The organism is Pyxidicoccus xibeiensis, assembly GCF_024198175.1.
GTDB classification, from domain to species: Bacteria; Myxococcota; Myxococcia; order Myxococcales; family Myxococcaceae; genus Myxococcus; species Myxococcus xibeiensis.
Genome location: NZ_JAJVKV010000003.1, coordinates 703,773 through 722,999 on the forward strand (window position 1 = coordinate 703,773; position 19,227 = coordinate 722,999).

Below are 19,227 nucleotides of genomic sequence, written 5' to 3' on the forward strand. Positions count from 1 at the left end.
GGAAGCGGACCTCCACGGCGGCGCCGCCTCCGGCGCCTCCGACGGCTCCGAAGAAGCCCCGTGCGGCGAAGCGGGCCACGGCCACGAAGGCGATGGTCGCCACCGCCTCGCGGCTTCCCGAGCCCGAGCCGGCCGCCGAGGCCCTCCTGCCCGTCACGCCCCCCGCCTCACGCCTGGAGCCGGCGCCCGTTGCCACCAGCGTGAAGTCCGCGCTTGGCGACGAGGGACTGCTGGAGGCCGAGGAAGGGCCCCAGTACCTCTACGGCGTGGTGCGGGCGGAGGGGAACCTGGACTTCGGCCTCATCGGCCTGGGTGTCCCGCCGGCGGACGTGCGCGTGGTGCGCGAGGGGGACCTGGCCGCGCTGGTGTCCAACACGCCCGCGCTGAGGGTGGACCCGACGCGGGCCCACCTGCTCGTCCACCAGCGAGTCACCGAGGCGGTGCTGAGCGAGCACACCCTGCTGCCGGTGGCCTTCGGCACGGTGCTGCACTCGGAGGCGCAGGTGCGGGCCCTGCTGCGCACGGCGCACGACGCGCTGTCCTCCGGCCTGACGGCGCTGGAGGGCAAGGTGGAGCTGGGGCTGAAGGTGCTCTACCACCGCGAGCACCTGGCGCGGCGGCTGGAGCTGGAGGACGTGGAGCTGTGCCGCCGCGACACCGAGTCGGAGGCCGAGCACGAGCGGCGGCTGGGCACCGCCGTGGAGGCCCGCGCCGAGCGGGACATGGCGTCCCTGCTGGAGGGCCTGCGCCCGCTGTCCTTCGCCACGCGCACCCTGGCGCCCCTGGGGGAGCGGATGCTGCTCAACGCCGCCTTCCTGGTGGGGCGGGACTGGGTGGAGACCTTCGAGGCGAAGGTGAAGTCGCTGGCGGCGCGCTCGGACACCTACGCCTTCCGCTTCACCGGCCCCTGGCCGCCCTACAGCTTCGTGGACGTGCACCTGGGACTGGAGCCAGGAGCGTCCGGCGCGGTGGCCTGAGCCTGGGCCGCCGTCAAATCCACCGGCGGGTGCGCCGCGCATACCGCCGGTAGTCCTCACCGAAGCGGGCCCGCATCATGTTCTCCTCGAACGCGATGTACCAGCGGTCGGAGATGAGGACGTAGGCCAGCGCCAGCAGCATGGGCACGAGCGAGCCCAGGAAGACGGCGAGCCCCAGCAGCGCGACGGAGAAGCCCAGGTACATCGGGTTGCGGGTGAGCCGGAACAGGCCATCCGTCACGAGGCGGTCGGGCTCGCTGAAGGTGTAGATGTTGGTGCGAGCCCGGGTGAACTGGGCCTTCGCCGCGAGGGTAAGGCCCAGGCCCAGGGCCAGCAGCCCCAGGCCCGACCAGTGGACCGGTGGAGGCACGAACTGGAGTCCGGGGAGAAACCTGTCCAAGCCGACCATCATGGCGGCGAAGATGAGGAACAGACGCGGCGGAAGGAGCTTTTGCATGGCGGGCAACCGTGAAAGGGGTTCGATGCGCGGCAGTGTAGGAACCGCGTCTGGCGCCCGAAACTCGCGTTCCCGCGCGCCCGCGCGGCAGCCGGAATCCCCTCGGAAGGAGCCTCGCCAGGGGCGCTCGAAGGTGATGGTGGACACCATCCTGGAGGCGGCTGCTCGCGTTTTCGACCGCCACGGCTACGAGGGGGCCACCACCAACCGCATCGCGGAGACGGCCGGGGTCAGCGTCGGCTCGGTGTACCAGTACTTCCCGAACAAGGACGCCCTGCTCACCGCACTGCATGAGCGGCACTTCGTGCAGATTCAGGCCATCGTCGACGAGGCCCTCGCGGCGACGCACGGCGTGACGCTGCGCGAGGCGATACGCGGCATCGTCAAGGCGGTGCTGCGAGCCCACCGCGTCGAGCCGCGCCTGCAGCGCGTGCTCCACGTGGAGTTCCCCTACTTCGAGCGGCCCGCCAGCGCGAGCGAGTCGGCGCGGCGCCTCTTCGAACGCGCCCGGACGCTGCTGGGCGAGCACCGCGCGCAGCTCGGGCGCGACGACCTCGACCTCGCGACGCACATGGTGCTGCGAATGGTCGAGTCGCTGGTGCACTCGGCGGTGCTCGAGCCGTCCACCGCGAACGAGGAGGCGCTCGAAGAGGCCATCTCGACGGCGGTGGAGGGCTACCTCGTGCTGCGGCGCTGAGGGCCCCGGGACGCGAGCCCGGGGCCACTTCAGCGCCCGGCTCACTTCCCGGAGGCGGAGGACACCGGCGCGGACACCTTCGCCGCCTCGCTGGCCAGCGAGTCCACGCCCGCGTGCAGCCGGGCCCACCCGGTGGTGTGCTCGGTGCGGACGAAGAAGCCGCCCTGCCCCTTCGCCACCGTCACCTCGCCCACCGGCTTGCTGCCCTTGCGGTACTCCACGCGGAAGGAGACCTCCGGCTCGCCCCCGGGCGGCAGCTCGCCGCGGCCCAGGAAGTCGAGCGGCATCAGCCGCCAAACACGGTCATGCCAGTTGCGGGCGAACTCGTCCGGCCGGTCCGGCGACTCCTCCGGAACCAGGTTGACGGGCCCGGGCGCCTGGCCGCTGGCGGTGAACGTACGGGACGTTCCGCCCGCGTTGACGACCACGGTGTCGAAGTCTCCCAGGTCGAAGGTGTGCAGCCGCCGGTCCACCAGCCGGCTGCTCGCGTTCTCCAGGTCCGGCAGCAGCGCCGGGCCCAGGAGGAACACGCGGCCATCCTCCTCGCGGCGCAGGTAGGGCGTGCCCCAGCCTCCCGCTGGCGAGGCCAGGGAGAAGGCCTGCGGCTTGCCGCCCACCGTCACCGTCAGCTTGCGCTGCGTGCCGGCCAGGCCCACCTCTTCCAGCTTCTTCGCGTCCAGCTCGCCCAGGGAGCGCGTGGCGCGCAGCGGGGCGAAGCGGGCGAACAGCTTCTCCGCCGTCTCGTTCGCGCGCAGCTCGCGCGGAGGCGGCGGCGGCTCCGAGGGCGCGGCCATCGGCGGCGTGCCGGCGTCCCGTACTTGAGCCGCGGCCAGGGCGCCCGCGTCGGCGCTGCCCGTGCCACCATCCGCGGAGGCCGTGACGGCGGTGCCGCCGTCCGTAGCACCCGTCGCGGCGGGCACCGGCTTCGGCGGCTTGAAGCCCAGGCGCACCCAGAGCTGGTCGCGGTCCTGCGCGTCGCGATACAGCTCCACGAAGCGCGCCTCGTCCTCGTAGCGGATGCCGTCCAGCGCGCGGGCCGGGGCCTCCACCACCGTCACGTCCCCGGGCGCGCCCGAGGGCTCCCGCTGCCAGACGAAGAACGCGGCCACCAGCGCCACCAGCGCGAGGCCGCCCTGCACCGCCAGGTCCCGTACCTTCATCGCTCACCTCCCGCCGCCACCGGGGCCCGGGGCGCGCGCCGGCCCCGCCGCCGCGTCGTCACGAAGCCCACCGCCAGCACCAGGGCCGGCCCCAGGAAGACGGTGGCGTAGAACCAGGCCACGTCCTGCTCCCGCGTGTGCTGGATGGGCGTGTCCTCCTCGGACGACACCGTGCCGGCGATGGCCTCCTCGCCGGTGAGCCACCGCAGCGTGTCCACCGCGAGGTACGCGTTGCCCATGTTCTCCAGCAGCAAATCGCTCACCGCGTCCGCGTCCGCCAGGACGACGGCGCGCATCGCCTCCTTGCCGGCCGGGGCGGGCTTCTCCACGGCAATCACCAGCGGCCAGGTGCGCCGCGTCTCACCCGCGTCCAGCGTGAAGTTGCCGTTGGGGTCCGCGAAGGTGGCGCCGTGCGCGCGCACGGAGAGGTCCTGCATGATGCCACCCGGCAGCGGCTGAACCTGGTCGATGGCGGCGGCGCCCATGAAGCCCACCGGCGCCTGCCCCGCCATCGCCGCCAGCGAGGTGACGGACGGGTGCGAGGAGAAGCTGTCCGAGCCCAGGTTGGCGCGGTCGCTCTGCTGGCGCGTGGTGCGGAAGAAGCGCTGGTCGTTGGCCAGCGGCGTCCCGACGTACTGGATGCCCATGGGCTCCAGCAGGGCCTTGAAGTCCGGCCCACCCGGCTCCAGCGCCACCCACAGGCGCCCGCCCCGGTCCGCGTACTCGCGCAGGGCGTTGAGCTCCTCGGGGAGGAACTCGCGCATGGCGCCCAGCACCACCACCACGGAGGCGTCGCGCGGCACCTCGGAGCCCAGGCCCTCGGCCACGCCCAGCGGCCGCACGTCCACGTTCTGTGCGCGCAGCAGCTCCCGGATGCGCGACGCCGACGGGCGGGGCGTCTCGCCCGGCACGGGCCGCGACTCGGCGCGCTCGCCATGGCCAGTGGTGAAGTAGACGATGCGGCGGGGCCGCGCCACCGCGAGCAGCCGGCGCTGCACCTCCTGGTCCAGCCGCTGGAGCTGGCCGCGCGCCCGGTCGATTTCCAGCCCCACCGTGAGCGGCTCCTTCCGCTCGCCGCGAGACAGGACGATGGTGCCGTTGTTGTGGACGCCCAGCGTGCGCGCACGGGCCGGCTCCACCGCCTGGTCCAGCCGCTCCACCGTGAGCAGCTGCGGGCTCTCCACCGACAAATCCCTGAAGTACTGGGCCACCGCCTCCCCCACCTCGTTGGCGGGCGGGAAGAAGAGCGACACCTGCAGCGGCTCGTTGAGGCCGCGAATCACCTTGCGCGTGGCATCGCCAGGCTTCGCGGTGCGGAAGTAGGACAAGTCCCAGGTCACGTCCGCCTGCGTGGCCACGTACATGGACGCGAAGGCGAACACGACGACGAAGGCCAGCCCCAGCCCGGAGTAGAGCGCGCTGCGGGCGCGGCCCGTCTCCATCACCGGCGCGCGGGCCATGGCCGCGGCGGCCACCTCCACCAGCGCCAGCGGCAGGAGGCAGCACAGCAGCAGCGCCGGGAAGAGCGCCGCCAGCACCACCGCCAGCCTCGGCGCCTTCTGCGACAGCGGCCCGCCGAAGACGGAGGCGCCCGCGTCCGACTGGAGGAAGTAGAGCAGCAGCGCCAGCAGGCCCACGCCGTACAGGCCCAGCACCCAGCCCTCCACGGCGCGCCGGTCCGGCGCGGCGGAGCGAGCACGGGTGAAGCGCCAGCCGAGCGCCCCTACTGCCAGGGCCACGCCCAGCCACGAGAAGGCGGTGCGGCCGGTGCCGGCGCCGAGGATGCGCTCACCGATGAAGACCGCGAGCAGGCCCACGACGAACATGAGCGTCATGGGCAGCCCGCTGCCGAGAGGACGCGGATTCATCGCCACCTCCGGGCCTCGAGCACCCGGGTGGCCGCGAACAGCGCCACATAGGTGACCACGAGGTAGTAGACGACGTCGCGCACGTGGATGAGCCCCGACTGGAAGGGTGGGAAGTGCTGGTTCCACAGCGACATCGCGCTGAAGACGGCCGCCAGCGGCTGCTCCGTGATTCGCGCCAGCAGCCAGCAGAGGATGAGGCCCACCAGCAGCACCGCGGACGTAATCGCCGCGAGCAGCTGGTTGCGCGCCACCGCCGAGCCGAACGTGCCCACCGCCAGCGACGCGCTGCCCAGCAGCATCAAGCCCAGGTAGCCGGCCGCCACGTGCCCGAAGGACACCTTGCCGTTCACCAGCACCAGCAGCGGCATGTACAGCGTGCACAGCACGTACAGCGCCAGGAACGTCAGGCCCGCCAGGTACTTGCCCAGGACGATGTCCCTGTCTCGCAGCGGCGACGAGTACAGCAGGGGCAGCGTGCCCGTCTGCCGCTCCTCGGCCAGTAGTCGCATGGAGATGAACACCGAGGCGACGATGGTGAAGCCGCTCGAGTAGTAGAAGAACTGTGACAGCACCTCGGCGGAGCGCTTGCTGGCGCCGCCCAGGGCGTACGCGTTGAAGAACAGCCCGTTCAACGCGAGGATGATGGCGATGACGACGTAGCCGCTGAGCGTGCGCAGGTAGGCGGCCAGCTCGCGACGGGCGATGAGCAGGGCCTTCACGCGCGCACCTCCTGACCGTGCGTCAGTCGCAGGAAGATGGACTCCAGCTGCCCGGCGCCCACGTCCAGCCGCAGCAGCTCCAGGCCCGCGCCCACCACCGCCCGCGCCACCTGGGGCCGCTGGTCCGGCGAGGCCCGCAGCGACAGCGCCACCACCCCGTCCGCGACGCGGACCACGTCCACCACGCCGAAGCCCTGGAGCACCTCCACCGCGCGCGCCCTGTCGCCGCGCACCTCCAGCTCGATGGTGCCTCCGCCGCCCAGCTTCGAGCCCAGCTCCTCCTCGGTGCCCTGCGCCACCAGCGTCCCCTTGTGGATGATGAGGAGCCGGTCGCAGGTCTGCGAAATCTCCGGGAGGATGTGGCTGGAGACGAGCACCGTGTGCGTGCCCTTGAGGCCGCGGATGACGTCGCGCATCTCGACAATCTGCCGGGGGTCCAGCCCGCTGGTGGGCTCGTCGAGGATGAGCAGCGCCGGCTTGTGCACCAGCGCCTGCGCCACGCCCACGCGCTGGCGGAAGCCGTGGCTGAGCGTGGAGATGAGCTCGCCGTCCACCTCGCGCAGCCCCGTCTTCTCCTCCGCCTCGCCCACGCGGGCCGCCGTGTCCCGGGCCGTCACGCCCCGCAGCCGCGAGACGTAGGCCAGGTACTCGCCCACCGTCATCTCCTCGTAGAGGGGCGGCACGTCCGGCAGGTAGCCGATGCGCTGGCGGACCTCGTGGGGGTTGCTCACCACGTCGTGGCCGTCGATGACGACGCGCCCGGCGGTGGGCAGCAGCACGCAGCCCAGGATTTTGAGCGTGGTCGACTTCCCGGCGCCATTGAGGCCCAGGAAGCCGATGACCTCGCCCTGGCCAATGGTGAAGGCCAGCTCGCGGATGGCCGCGTGCTCACCGTAATACTTGGTCAGCCCTTCGACCTGGATCATCAGATGTCCTCTCCCCTTCGGAAGCGGCGTTTTTTCTGGCGCAGCCGTGGGGAAAGTCAAGCGACCAGCGGGCTATCCGTAGCGGTATTCCGGCCCCTCCGTGGTCAGCCCCAGGGTGAAGCGGAGGGCGTCCTCCAGGTCGGGGAGGAGGAAGGAGTAGCCGAGCCGCTCCGCCCCGGTGGGGTGGACCCGGGCCCCCACCAGCACCGTCTCCTGGCCCATCTCCCCGAAGAGGGTGCGGATGACGGGGGCGGGCACCGGGAAGAAGGACGGCCGCCGCAGCACCTTGCCCAGCGTCCGGGCGAAGTCCACCTGCCGCACCGTGCCGGGCGCCACCGTGTTGATGGGGCCGCGCGCCGCCTCGGTGAAGAGGGAGAAGTGGATGAGGCCGAGCACGTCCTCCAGGGACACCCAGCTGAACCACTGGCGGCCGGAGCCCACGGGGCCACCGCCGCCCGCCTTGAACGCGGGCAGCATCTTCGCCAGCGCGCCCTCGCGGGCGTCCAGCACGGGGCCGATGCGCAGGTGCACCACGCGGATGCCGGCGGCCTCGGCCGGGGCGGTGGACGCCTCCCAGGCGCGGCACACGTCGGCGAGGAAGCCGGTGCCCGGGGGGCTCTCCTCGGTGAGGGGCTCGTCGCCCCGGTCGCCGTAGAAGCCGCTGCCGACGGCGCACACCAGCACCTTCGGCTTGCGCTCCATCCGGGCCAGGGCCTCGCAAAGGGTGCGGGTGCCGTCCGTGCGGCTCTTGAGGATGCTGTCCTTGTACGCGGGCGTCCAGCGCTGGCCTGCGACGTTGGCTCCGGCCAGGTGCACCACCGCGTCCACGCCCTCCAGCGCGGCGGTGTCCACATGCCCCTTGTCCGGTGACCAGGCCACCTCGCCGCGAGCGGCGTCCGCCTTGCCGCGCACCAGCCGCTTCACGCGGTGGCCGCCCGTGGTGAGGAAGGGCGTCAGGGACGAGCCCACCAGGCCCGAGGCCCCCGTGACGGCCACCGTGAGGGGCCCCTGCCCGGCGAAGGCGGCGTGCCGGCGCAGGTCCTCGCGGGTGACGCGGTGCCTGTAGGCGAACATCCGCGACAGCTTCTTCCGGGTGAAGCCGTTGCCGAAGGCGCTGCCCAGGGGGCCCACGGGCAGGACGTACTCGATTTCGTCCTCGAGGATGGAGGAGTCCGAGGCGGGCTCGGGCCACATCCGGTGGGTGTGGACCCACTTGGAGAAGGGGCCGGACACCTGGGCGTCCTGGAAGAGGGAGCCCTCGACGTAGGCGGTGTGCTCGGCCACCCAGCGCTGGGAGATGGGGCCCACCTTGAGGCGGACGGTGGCGCGGGCGCCCTGGCGGATGCCGTCGCCGGTGCGCTCCAGGACCTCGACGTGCTCCCAGGGGGGCGACAGCCGCTCGAATGCCCCCTCGCGGGTGTGCCAGGTGAACAGCTCGGTGGCGGAGACCGGCATCCGACTGCGCGCATCGAAGACGTGCGACTTGCCCATGTTCCCTCCCGGCGCGACAGTGTGGCCGCGCATGCTTAACCCGGACCTCCTCGAGCGCGCAGTGGAATTGCTGCGGCGCGGCGGCGTCATCGCCCTGCCTACGGAAACCGTCTACGGCCTCGCGGCCAACGCGGAGGACGAGCTGGCGGTGCGCCGCGTCTTCGCCATCAAGGGCCGGCCGGCCACACACCCGCTCATCGTGCACATCCCCGGGGTGGAGCACCTGTCCTCCTGGGCGCGAGAAGTCCCGGACACCGCGCGCCGGCTCGCGAGTGCCTTCTGGCCGGGCCCGCTGACACTGGTGCTGCCGCGGACGGCACGGGCCACGGATGCCGTCACGGGAGGACAGGACACGGTGGCCCTGCGCGTGCCGGACCACCCGGTGGCGCTCGCGGTGCTCCAGCGGCTGGGTGGTGGGCTGGCCGCGCCGAGCGCGAACCGCTTCGGACGGGTGAGTCCCACCACGGCGGAGCATGTGGCGCGCGACCTGGGCGGAGACGTGGACCTGGTGCTGGATGGAGGCCCGTGCACGGTGGGCGTGGAGTCGACCATCGTGGACCTGAGCTCGGACGCGCCCGCGATTCTGCGGCCGGGAGGACTTGCGGCAGAAGAGGTGTCGCGCGTGTTGGGGCACGAGGTGCCGGTACGGGCGCAGTCGAAGGTGCGCGTGTCGGGCTCGCTGGCGTCGCACTACGCGCCGCGTGCGGGGGTGGTACTGGCGGAGCCTCGTGAGGCGGCCTCCCGCGTCCAGGAGCTTCGAAGCCAGGGCTTGCGGGTGGGAGTGCTCGGACCCGCGAGCCTCGTGCTGCCATCGGACGTGCCGCGCTTCGATGTGCCGGAGGACCCGGCCGGAGCCGCGCGCGTGCTGTACGCGAGGCTGCGCGAGGCGGATGAGCAGGGCCACGACGTGCTGGTGGCGTGTCTGCCTGCGGCGAGCGGCCTGGGCATCGCCGTGAGGGACCGGCTGGCCCGAGCCGCCGCTCCGCGCGACTGAGAAGGGCCACGGGCAAGCGCCACCGCGAGGTGGAATGAACGTTCCTTCCGGGCACGCCCGAAGCGGCCAGCTCCGTGGAATGAGCGTTCCTTCCGGCGTCAGCTGCCCGCGGAGCTCCGGATGACGGAGCCAGCCCCAGTCCTTTCACGGTGGGGGCCATCTCCTCCCTGGCGATATGCGCCACGGCGTCTCCCGTTCTCCAGACATACCGCGCGCGCCGAGCCTCCGGGCTCACCTCCGCGTGGCCCCCCGGGTAGCGACGAGGACGGAACTCCTATGAACACGATGCGATGGCTCATGGTGGTGGTTGGAGCGCTGGCAGTGACGGGCTGCGCGAGCAGCCCCAAGAAGGAGCTCCTGGAGCGGACCAGCAGCTACGTGGTCTACGACCTGCCCTCCCAGCAGGTGATGGACGCCGCCGAGAAGGAGCTGAGCGAGCGCGGCTATAGCCTGCTGCCCAGCACGGACCCGCTGTTCCTCCACACCCCATGGAAGGTCCGGGGAAACCACGACGTCTTCACAGACTGGTCCCGCGTCTATGTCGAGGGCCGCAAGCTCGCCGACGGCCGCCTCGTCGTCCGCGCCTACCGGATGGCCGTCAACGTCCACGCCCGGACGCAGCTGCTGCCGGGCTTCAGCTCCTCGAGCGAGTCGTCGCCCGAGGATAAGCCCAACACCACCCCCACCGTTCTCCTGGCCACCGAGCCCGTCCTGGGGCGCTACTCCACCCGGCCCGCCATCCGCCGGGATTTGGAGCTGGAGTGGGCCATCATGGAGCGCGTCAACCCCGACTTCGCCGGGCGCGTCAAGCAGCAGGTGGACGTTTACCTCACGCAAAGCGCGCGCTGACGCGGTGCGGCCGGGTGACGTACTTGAAATGTCCTCTCATGCTCCGATATCCCGCTGGGTACTCCAGAGGAGCGTCCCCGCGTGAAGCGAAGCCTGTCCGGCCTGGTCGTCGCCCTGTCCCTGTTCGCCTGCAAGGAAGAACCCCGTGGGAAGATGGAGCCCATTCCCCGTCCACCGGGGATGAAGGACACCCCCGCCGAGGGGGACGCCACCGGCGCGCCCGCCCGGCCCACCGCTGACCCCAGCAAGGTGGTGTTGCGCTGGAAGCTCGCCGCCGGAGCCCCGACGGCCTACCGGCTCTACCTGGAGCGCACCAGCGGCGCCGCCCCGGAGGCCGCCGCGCCCGAGGAGGAGGCGTCCCCTCGGGGCCGCAAGGGCCGTGGCAAGGACAAGGAGGAGGCCCCCGCGGAGGCGCCCGCCCCCAGGGCGTCCGCCGTTCCCGGCACCCTCACCTACGTCATGGAGCGCACCAACTCGGGTGACTACCGCGTGCGCGTCATCCCCGAGGGCAGCAGCGCCGCAGAGGACCACGGCACCATGAGCGAGCGCGGCTTCATGCTCGACGGCCTCCAGGGCATGACGCGCAACACCGCCACGGTGGTGCTGGAGCTGCCCAGGGACCCGGTGGGCAAGGGCGACACCTGGGCGCTGGGCACCGAGCTGGTGTCCCCCGACCTGGTCGGCCCCGCCTTCATGGGCCCTCCGCCCGAGCGGCGCAACCGCGTGAAGCTCACCTCGCTCGACGCCGGCGAGGGCGGCGAGCAGGTGGCCATCGTGGAGTACGACCTCTACGAGAAGTACGCCGGCAAGATGCGGCCCACGCGCAAGTCCGGCCCCGTGCCCGCGCGCGAAGTCGAGGAGGCCGAGGACGCGGAGAACGAGGCCCGCGCCCGTGGCACCAGCACCGCCGCCGCGGTGGATGCCGGCGCCGAGGTGAAGATTACCGGCCGGGGCGAGTTCCTCGTGAAGGCCGGCCGCTGGCGCTCCTGGGAGGGCACGCTGTCCGCCGTGACGCGCGGCCCCTTCCCCACCACCGCCGTGCAGGTCCCGACGGGCAACTTCAAGCTGCGCCTCAGCGAGCTCGAGTCGCCTCCGGCACCCCAGCCGACCGCGAAGCCCCAGCAGTAGGCGCCAGGTCGGACTCGCGCACCAGCCGCACCACCGTGTCCACCCACTCCGGGTGGGCATTCAGCGAGGGGACGAGCGTCAACGACTCGCCCCCCGCCTCGACGAACTGCTCGCGGGCGCGCATGCCCACCTCTTCGAGCGTCTCGAGGCAGTCCGCGACGAAGGACGGGCACATCACCGCCAGCCGCTTCACGCCCCGCTGCGCCAGCTCCGGCAGCACCAGGTCCGTGTACGGCTTCACCCACGGCGTGCGCCCCAGCCGCGACTGGAAGGACACCGTCCACCCGTCCTTCGCCAGCCCCAGCCGCTGGGCCAGCCCCCGCGCCGTCGCGTAGCACTGCGCGCGGTAGCAGTGGCGGTTGGCCTCCGTCAGCGCGTCACAGCACCCCGCGGACGCCAGGCAGTGTGTCCCCGACGTGTCCGTCTTGCGCACGTGCCGCTCCGGCACGCCGTGGAAGCTGAACAGGACGTGGTCCGCGCGCGCCTCGGCAATCACCGGCCGCGCCACCGTGGTGAAGGCGTCCAGGAAGCCCGGGTGGCCGTGGAAGGCCGGCACCGCGCGCACGTTGGGGACGTCCCACCCCTCCGTCATGACCTCGTAGGTGCGCGCCAGCGAGGACGCGGACGAGGACGTGGCCTCCTGCGGGTACAGCGGCAGCACCGTGAAGTCCGACACGCCCCGCGCGCGCAGCGACGCCACCGCCGCCGGAATGGACGGGTTGCCGTAGCGCATGCCGAGCGCCACCTCGTACTCGCCCTGGAGCCGCTCCGTCACCGCGGCCGTGAGGGCCTGGCTGTACACCATGAGCGGCGAGCCCTCCTTCATCCACACCTTGCGGTACGCCTCCGCGCTCTTGGCCGGGCGCACCGGGAGGATGATGAGGTTGAGCAGCAGCCAGCGGCCCACCGGGTGGATGTCCACCACCCGCGCGTCGCTGAGGAACTCGCGCAGGTAGCGGCGCACCGGTCCCGACTCGGGCGCGTCCGGCGTCCCCAGGTTGAGCAGCAGCAGGCCTCGCTTCGCGGCAGGCAGGGTCATCAGTGCAGGGAGTTGGGAAGGGTGAGCGCGAACTCGGCGATGCGGGCCTCGAAGCGCGAGCCGTCCGGCCGCACCATGTCGTAGGTGCCGCGCATGGTGCCGAAGGGCGTCTTCAGCATCGCCCAGCTCGTGTACTCGAAGCGCTCCCCCGGCTCCAGGCTGGGCTGGCGTCCCACCACGCCCTCGCCCTTCACCTCTTCCACCTTCCCGGTGGCATCGGTGATGACCCAGTGGCGCGCCTTGAGCTGCGCCGGGGCACTTCCCTCGTTGGCGATTTCCACCGTGTACATGAAGGCGAACTGGCCGGACTCGGGCGCGCTGCGCTCCGGCCAGAAGGCGGGCTTCACGGTGACGCGGATGCCATCAGTGGTGGCGCTGGAGGACATGCCTCACATTTGGCGGTTATGCCCCCCGGTTGCAAGGAAAACGCTGGGTTGGGTGGCTGCCGGCCACCCCTGGCTCAGGTCTTCGCGCTCTCGCGGTCGTGCCCCGGCTCGGGCGTCTTGGGCCACACCAGCGACGCGACGATGGAGGCCACCAGGATGCCGGCGATGACGCCCAGGGAGATGCCGATGGGCACGTGGATGTCGAAGTACGTGACGAGCATCTTCACGCCCACGAAGCCCAGGATTCCGCTCAGCCCCAGCTTCAGGAAGTGGAACTTGTCCATCAGGCTGGCCACCACGAAGAACAGCGAGCGCAGGCCCAGAATCGCGCACACGTTGGACGTGTAGATGATGAAGGCGTCCTGGCTGATGCCGAGCACCGCGGGGATGGAGTCCAGGGCGAAGAGCAGGTCGGTGGCCTCCACCACCAGCAGGACGATGAACAGCGGCGTCACCTTGCGCCGCCCGTCCTCGGTGACGAAGAAGCGGCTGCCGTCGCCCAGCCGCGACACCGGGAGCACGCGCCGGGCCAGCTTGACGATGCCCTTCTGCTCCGGGTCCATGTCCTCGTCCTTGGACACCAGCATCTTCACCGCGGTGAAGACGAGGAAGGCACCGAACAGGTAGATGAGCCAGTGGAAGCGCTGCACCAGCGCGGCGCCCGCGATGATGAGCACCGCGCGCATGATGAACGCGCCGATGATGCCCCAGAAGAGCACCCGGTGCTGGTGCTCCGGCGCCACCCGGAAGTAGCTGAACACCATCAGGAAGACGAACAGGTTGTCGACGGAGAGCGAGTACTCCACGACATACGCCGTCAGCCACTGCAGCGCGGGCGTGGCCCCCGAGAAGCGCCAGATGCCGGCGCAGAACACCAGGCTGATGGTGATCCACACCACCGTCCAGATGCCCGCCTCCTTGGGCGTCACCGCGTGGTCCTTGCGGTGGAACAGCCCCAGGTCCACCGCGAGCATCGCGAGGACGAAGACGTTGAAACCCACCCAGAGGGCGACTTGCGTATTCACGTGACGGAATCCTGTTGCGGTGTAAAGCCGGCGCACCCTAGCGGCGGCGCGTCCGGGCGTCGACCCCTCCGTGAAGGGGAGACTCCGGCCACGCCCCGTCCCCGCGCCCCCTGCCCCGCCTGAGCTACTCCGTCGCCGGCCGGCGCAGCACCACCACGGAGCGGCCGGCCGCCTGCACCTTGCCGCCCGCGGGCGTGTGCGTGCGCTGCGACTCGCCCGCCGCCGCCGTGTCCACCACCAGCTCCCAGTCCGCACCCCACTCAATCGCCGGCAGCATGAAGGTGATGGGCTCGTGGTGCGCGTTCATCAGCACCAGGAGCGTGTCCCCCACAATCCGGTTGCCCTCGTCGTCCGGCGTGGCGATGGCGTCCCCGCCCAGCAGGAAGCCCAGGGAGCGCACGTAGGGCTTCTCCCAGTCGTCCTTCTTCATCTCCTTGCCGTCCGGCCGGAACCACGCCAGGTCCTTCAGCTCGCTGTCCCACATGTGGGCGCCGCGGAAGAAGCGCCGCTTGTGGAGCACCGGCTGCTCGCGCCGCAGCCGGGCCAGCCGGCTGGTGAACTCGAGCAGCGCGCGCTGCGTCTCGTTCAGCTCCCAGTTCACCCAGGACAGCTCGTTGTCCTGGCAGTAGGCGTTGTTGTTGCCCTTCTGGGTGCGGCCCATCTCGTCGCCGGCCACCAGCATGGGCACGCCCTGGGACAGGAAGAGCGTGGCCAGGAAGTTGCGCTTCTGCTGCTCGCGCAGGGCGTTGATTTTCGGGTCCGCCGTCTCGCCCTCCACCCCGCAGTTCCAGGAGTGGTTGTCGTTGTGGCCGTCCCGGTTCTCCTCGCCGTTCGCCTCGTTGTGCTTCTCGTTGTAGGTGACCAGGTCGTGCAGCGTGAAGCCGTCATGGGCGGTGACGAAATTCACACTCGCCGTCGGCTTGCGGCCGGACAGCGCATACAGGTCCGAGCTGCCGGTGAGCCGGTAGCCAATCTCCGCCGCCTGCCGGTCATCACCCTTCCAGTAGCGGCGGATGGTGTCGCGGTACTTGCCGTTCCACTCGCTCCACAGCACCGGGAAGTTGCCCACCTGGTAGCCGAAGTCGCCCACGTCCCAGGGCTCGGCGATGAGCTTCACCCGGCTGAGCACCGGGTCCTGGTGGATGAGCTGAAAGAAGGCCGCGCGCGTGTCGTAGCCGTGCCTGTCGCGGCCCAGGGTGGTGGCCAGGTCGAAGCGGAACCCGTCCACGTGCATGACCTCCACCCAGTAGCGCAGGGAGTCGGCGATGAGCTTCAGCGCGTACGGGTGCGTGGCGTTCCACGAGTTGCCGCACCCGGTGACGTCCATGAAGTAGCGCGGCTCCTTCTCCGTGAGCCGGTAGTACGCGCCGTTGTCCAGCCCCTTGAAGGACAGCGTGGGGCCCAGGTGGTTGCCCTCGCAGGTGTGGTTGTAGACGACGTCGAGGATGACCTCGATGCCGGCGCGGTGCAGCGCCTTCACCATGCCCTTGAACTCGTCCACCTGCTCGCCGCGGCTGCCCGTGGCGGCGTAGCGCGCGTCCGGCGCGAAGAAGCCCAGGGTGTTGTAGCCCCAGTAGTTCACCTTCCCGCGCTGGATGAGGAAGGGCTCGTCCACGATGTGGTGGATGGGCAGCAGCTCCACCGCGGTGACGCCCACTTTCTTGAGGTGCTCGATGCTGGCCGGGTGGGCCAGCCCCGCGTAGGTGCCGCGCAGGGCCTCCGGCACGCGCGGGTGCAGCTTGGTGAAGCCCTTGACGTGCAGCTCGTAGATGACGGTGTCGGGCCAGGGGATGCGGGGCGCCCTGTCCCCCTCCCAGTCGAAGGCGTCCGACAGCACCACCGCCTTGGGCACGCCCGCGGCGTCGTCGCGCGTGTCCTGGACCAGGTCCTCGTCCTTGCCGGTGGCGGGCGCCGGGTAGCCGTAGATGGGGGCCTTGTAGTCCACCCTGCCGGAGATGGCCCGCGCGTACGGGTCCACCAGCAGCTTGTGGGGGTTGAAGCGCAGCCCCTTCTTCGGCTCGTGCGGGCCGTGGACGCGCAGGCCGTAGAGCGTCCCGGGCGCCAGCCCCGGCGCGTAGCCGTGCCACACGTGGTGCGTCGTCTCCAGCAGCGGGAAGCGGCGGGTCTCCTTCGAGGGCTCGTTGGGGTCGAAGAGGCAGACCTCCACCTTCTTCGCGTGCTCGCTGAAGACCGCGAAGTTGACCCCCTGCCCGTCATACGTGGCGCCCAGGGGAAACGGCTTCCCTGGAAGCACCTCGGCCCTCCTCATCCCGTGCTCCTCTCCAACAACACCACCGGGAACTCCGCCAGGAGCGGCCCGAGGGGCAGCACCACGCCGCCTGGCCCTCGCTCCGGCCGCACCTGCCGCCCGGTGAAGACACTGCGGAACATCATGCCCGCATATGCCTCCGGGAGGTCCAGGAACGTGCTCCCGTACGCACCGGACAGCCCTTCCGGGGTTTCCAGTGCTGACAACGTGTAACGCGGCGCGCAGGTGATGACGACGGTGTCGCCGTGCTCACGGGCGAAGCCCACCGCGGCCTCGGCCCGGGGGCCGGAGAGCGTCAGGGCGCGGTAGCCCCCCGAGCGGAAGAGCCCCGGCTGGCGCTGCCGCAGCCGCAGCGACTCGGCGAGCAGGAAGAGCTTCACCCGGCCGTCATCCAGGTCCTTCGTCAGCCGGGCGCACAGCCCCGGCCGGTCCTCCGAGGCCTCGGCGTCCAGCGCCTCCAGCAGCCGCGCGCGCAGGGGGAAGTCCACCGGCCGCCGGTTGTCCGGGTCCACCAGCGACAAGTCCCACAGCTCGCAGCCCTGGTAGGTGTCCACCACGCCGGGGGACATGAGCTTGAGCAGCAGCTGGCCCAGGGCGTTGTGCTGCCCGGCGCGCTCGATGTGGCGCTTGAAGGCGCGGACGTCCTCCAGGAAGGCGCCGCCCTCCTTCGGGTCGAAGCAGGTGTCCACGAAGCGGCCCACCGCCTCGTCATAGGCGCTGTCCGGGTTGGTCCACGAGGTGCGGACCTTGGCCTCCTTGAGGGCCTTGCTCATGTACTCGCGCACCCGGCGCTGGAAGTCCTCCAGTTCCTGCTGGGTGTGCGAGGCGCCCATGGGCCAGGCGCCCACCACCGTCTGGAAGAAGAGGTAGACGTCGTTGGGGCTGGGGGCGGGGCCGGAGGGCAGCGGCGTGACGAACTTCTCCGTGAGGCGGGCCCACTTCTTCACCCGGTTGCGCCACTCCTCGGGCAGCTCGGACAGGACGTTGATGCGCGCGCGCACGTCCTCGCTGCGCTTGGTGTCGTGGGTGCTGGAGGTGAGCTGGCTCGCCGGCCAGCGCTCCGCGCGCTCCTGGTTGCGCAGGTGGAAGGTGTTGGCGCGCACCCCGAAGCGCTCCGGCTCCCCACCCACCTCGTTGAGGCTGACGAGCCGGTTGTAGATGTAGAAGACGGTGTCCTCGAGCCCCTTGGCCATGACGGGGCCCGTCACCTGCTGCAGCTTCATGGCGAAGCGCAGCATGACGGCGCGCTCCTTCTCCTGGGTGTGCTCCGGGTAGCGGCGCAGGAGGATGTCGCGCAGGAAGTCGAAGATGGACGCGTTGGTGGTGGCGTTGCGCTCCTTGGCGCGGCGGATGGTCCACTCGACGTACTGCACGTCGCGCGCGTCCAGCTCCGGGCGCCAGCCGTCCACGTAGGTGCGGTACACCGGGAACAGGGCGATGAACTCCACCAGCGCGCGGCGCAGCGCGTTGAGCGTGAAGTCACGCGTGCGCCGGTTCATCTCGGAGATGCGGTTGAGCTCATGCGCCAGCACGTTGATTTCGCTGGCCATGGACACGCGCATGATGAGGAGCTTCTTCTGGTAGACGAGCTCGGCGAAGTCGCTCCGCTCGCCGACGAAGCGCTCGTACGTCTCCGTCAGCGACGCCTCCGCCGCCGGGTCCACGAAGATGCCGCTGACCGCGTTGGCGAAGCGGTAGCCGGTGGTGCCGTGCACGGCCCAGGACTCGGGCATCCGCTCGCGGCCGCCTTGAATCTTCTCCACCACCACGTACAGCGCCTTGCGCAGCGGGCTGTCCGGGTGGGCCGTCACCTCCGCGCGCCAGCGCTCGCGCAGCGTCCGCTCCACCGCGGGCCAGCGCGTGTCCTCCGCGCCGTGCTCCTCGAGGAACAGGGCCTGGGCCCGCTCCACGAAGTAGCGCTCCTGCAGGTCCAGGAAGTAGGCGGTGGGGTCGAACAGGCCGTCCGGGTGGTCGATGCGCAGCCCGGTGACGCAGCCCTCGCGCAGCCAGCGGAAGATGAGCGCGTGCGCCTCCTGGAAGACGTCCGGGTCCTCCTCGCGGATGGCGGCCAGGCCGTTGATGTCGAAGAAGCGGCGGTAGTTGATCTCCTCTCCCGCCACGCGCCAGTGCGCCAGCCGGTAGCTGCACGAGGACAGCACCGCGTCGAGCAAGTCGAACGAGCGCGCGTTGCCGGGCTCGCCGTTGAAGACGCGGAGGTTGTCCTCGATGTAGGTGAGGATGTCCGGGCTGGAGGCCACCACCGCGGCCAGGCGGCGCTTGATGACCTCCTTCTCGCGGTGGCGCTCCACCACCCGGGCCCGCTCCACCTCGGTGCGCGCCGGCAGGTGCTCGATGGCGGTGAGGATGGAGAGCAGCTCCACCATGCTGGGGTGCTCGGCGCCGAGCCGCGCCTCCAGCCGCTCCAGCCCGTGGCGGAGGATGCGGCCGTACTGGCGGGGCCCCACCGGCAGCAGGTGGTCGTAGTAGTGCAGGAAGAAGGCGCCCTCGCGGTAGGACAGCTTCAGCTCGCCCCGCTCCAGGACGATGCCGTACTGGTCGCCCAGAATCGGCAGGAGCACCTTGTCGCGCAGCTCCTCCTTCACCGGCGCCCAGTCGATATCGAAGTACTTGGCGTACATGGAGGACGGGCCGTTCTCCAGCACGTCGAACCAGAGCCGGTTGTCCCGCTCGATGCCCATGTGGTTGGGCACCACGTCCAGCAGCTGTCCCATGCCCAGCTCGCGAAGGGCCGCGCACAGGGCCGCATGCTCCTCGGGCGAGCCCACCTCGGGGTTGAGCCGCTGGTGGTCCGTGCAGTCGTAGCCGTGGGTACTGCCGGGCGTCGCCTTCAGGTAGGGGGAGGCGTACAGGTCGCTGACCCCCAGGCGGGCCAGGTAGGGCACCACGGCGCGCGCCTGCTCGAAGGTGAACCCTTTGTGGAGCTGGACGCGGTACGTGGACAGCGGCGTGTGGGGTCTGGCCTCCAGGTCGGCCTGCACACGCGTGTAGAGGCCCTCCGCCAGGGCCTCCGCGGTCATGATGGCGCCCTCCGCCCCCGGGGTGGAGGCGGTCCTCTCTTCATCCAAGCCGTCGAGCAGCATGCGGCCCAGAGGTAGGTCCCCCGCGCTCCGTCCGCCAGCACGCAGAAGCCCGTCCGCCCTCTATCCAACGCTCCATGGGACTGCTCGCGGACAGGGGAGCCGCAGAGGGCCCTGCCGGAAAAAGCAGAGGGCCCGCCGCAG

16 protein-coding genes are annotated in these 19,227 nt (G+C 71.1%); 5 read left to right on the forward strand and 11 right to left on the reverse strand.

Annotated elements, in window-relative coordinates:
* Positions 1 to 92: 92 nt before the first annotated feature.
* On the forward strand, positions 93 to 977 hold the full coding sequence (locus LXT23_RS15630; RefSeq protein ID WP_253980965.1) for a GvpL/GvpF family gas vesicle protein: 885 nt from the start codon (positions 93 to 95) through the stop codon (positions 975 to 977).
* 13 nt (positions 978 to 990) lie between these two features.
* On the opposite strand, the gene LXT23_RS15635 is transcribed toward LXT23_RS15630, so the two are convergent.
* The gene (locus LXT23_RS15635) at positions 991 to 1,434 is read right to left on the reverse strand and encodes a methyltransferase family protein (RefSeq protein ID WP_253980966.1); all 444 of its coding nucleotides are present in this window, start codon (positions 1,432 to 1,434) and stop codon (positions 991 to 993) included.
* Between the two features lie 136 nt (positions 1,435 to 1,570).
* On the opposite strand from LXT23_RS15635, the gene LXT23_RS15640 reads away from it, so the two are divergent.
* Positions 1,571 to 2,131, forward strand: coding sequence for a TetR/AcrR family transcriptional regulator (locus LXT23_RS15640; RefSeq protein ID WP_253980967.1), 561 nt, complete (start codon positions 1,571 to 1,573; stop codon positions 2,129 to 2,131).
* Between the two features lie 41 nt (positions 2,132 to 2,172).
* On the opposite strand, the gene LXT23_RS15645 is transcribed toward LXT23_RS15640, so the two are convergent.
* The 5 genes from LXT23_RS15645 to LXT23_RS15665 form a co-directional block, all read right to left on the reverse strand.
* Positions 2,173 to 3,291 (reverse strand): DUF4340 domain-containing protein, encoded by a 1,119-nt coding sequence (locus LXT23_RS15645; RefSeq protein ID WP_253980968.1) that lies wholly within the window; start codon positions 3,289 to 3,291, stop codon positions 2,173 to 2,175.
* Positions 3,288 to 5,159 (reverse strand): motility-associated ABC transporter substrate-binding family protein, encoded by a 1,872-nt coding sequence (locus LXT23_RS15650; protein WP_253980969.1) that lies wholly within the window; start codon positions 5,157 to 5,159, stop codon positions 3,288 to 3,290. Before LXT23_RS15650 ends, LXT23_RS15645 begins: the two co-directional genes overlap by 4 nt.
* Positions 5,156 to 5,878, reverse strand: a complete 723-nt coding sequence (locus LXT23_RS15655) for an ABC transporter permease (RefSeq protein ID WP_253980970.1) — start codon at positions 5,876 to 5,878, stop codon at positions 5,156 to 5,158. The genes LXT23_RS15650 and LXT23_RS15655 overlap by 4 nt, the downstream gene beginning before the upstream one ends.
* Positions 5,875 to 6,804 (reverse strand): ABC transporter ATP-binding protein, encoded by a 930-nt coding sequence (locus LXT23_RS15660; protein ID WP_253980971.1) that lies wholly within the window; start codon positions 6,802 to 6,804, stop codon positions 5,875 to 5,877. Before LXT23_RS15660 ends, LXT23_RS15655 begins: the two co-directional genes overlap by 4 nt.
* Before the next feature lie 72 nt (positions 6,805 to 6,876).
* Positions 6,877 to 8,295 carry a TIGR01777 family oxidoreductase gene (locus LXT23_RS15665; protein ID WP_253980972.1) on the reverse strand — a complete coding sequence of 473 codons (1,419 nt, stop codon included), beginning with the start codon at positions 8,293 to 8,295 and terminating at the stop codon, positions 6,877 to 6,879.
* A gap of 31 nt (positions 8,296 to 8,326) precedes the next feature.
* On the opposite strand from LXT23_RS15665, the gene LXT23_RS15670 reads away from it, so the two are divergent.
* From LXT23_RS15670 to LXT23_RS15680, 3 genes are all read left to right on the forward strand, one after another.
* Complete coding sequence (locus LXT23_RS15670) at positions 8,327 to 9,289, forward strand: L-threonylcarbamoyladenylate synthase (protein WP_253980973.1); 963 nt, start codon at positions 8,327 to 8,329, stop codon at positions 9,287 to 9,289.
* A gap of 276 nt (positions 9,290 to 9,565) precedes the next feature.
* Entirely contained in the window at positions 9,566 to 10,138 is a 573-nt protein-coding gene (locus LXT23_RS15675) for a hypothetical protein (protein ID WP_253980974.1), read from the forward strand.
* Between the two features lie 81 nt (positions 10,139 to 10,219).
* A complete protein-coding gene (locus tag LXT23_RS15680; RefSeq protein ID WP_253980975.1) occupies positions 10,220 to 11,266 on the forward strand; it encodes a hypothetical protein in 1,047 nt (348 codons plus the stop codon).
* Here the strand turns inward: LXT23_RS15680 and hemH are convergent.
* From hemH to treY, 5 genes are all read right to left on the reverse strand, one after another.
* Positions 11,211 to 12,305 (reverse strand): ferrochelatase, encoded by a 1,095-nt coding sequence (gene hemH, locus LXT23_RS15685; protein WP_253980976.1) that lies wholly within the window; start codon positions 12,303 to 12,305, stop codon positions 11,211 to 11,213. The genes LXT23_RS15680 and hemH overlap by 56 nt on opposite strands.
* Positions 12,305 to 12,691, reverse strand: a complete 387-nt coding sequence (apaG, locus tag LXT23_RS15690) for a Co2+/Mg2+ efflux protein ApaG (protein WP_253980977.1) — start codon at positions 12,689 to 12,691, stop codon at positions 12,305 to 12,307. Before apaG ends, hemH begins: the two co-directional genes overlap by 1 nt.
* 74 nt (positions 12,692 to 12,765) lie before the next feature.
* Complete coding sequence (locus LXT23_RS15695) at positions 12,766 to 13,716, reverse strand: TerC family protein (RefSeq protein ID WP_253980978.1); 951 nt, start codon at positions 13,714 to 13,716, stop codon at positions 12,766 to 12,768.
* Positions 13,717 to 13,840: 124 nt separating this feature from the next.
* Positions 13,841 to 15,985 (reverse strand): glycogen debranching protein GlgX, encoded by a 2,145-nt coding sequence (glgX, locus tag LXT23_RS15700; protein WP_253980979.1) that lies wholly within the window; start codon positions 15,983 to 15,985, stop codon positions 13,841 to 13,843.
* Positions 15,982 to 19,086 (reverse strand): malto-oligosyltrehalose synthase, encoded by a 3,105-nt coding sequence (gene treY / locus LXT23_RS15705; protein ID WP_253980980.1) that lies wholly within the window; start codon positions 19,084 to 19,086, stop codon positions 15,982 to 15,984. Before treY ends, glgX begins: the two co-directional genes overlap by 4 nt.
* Between the last annotated feature and the right edge of the window lie 141 nt (positions 19,087 to 19,227).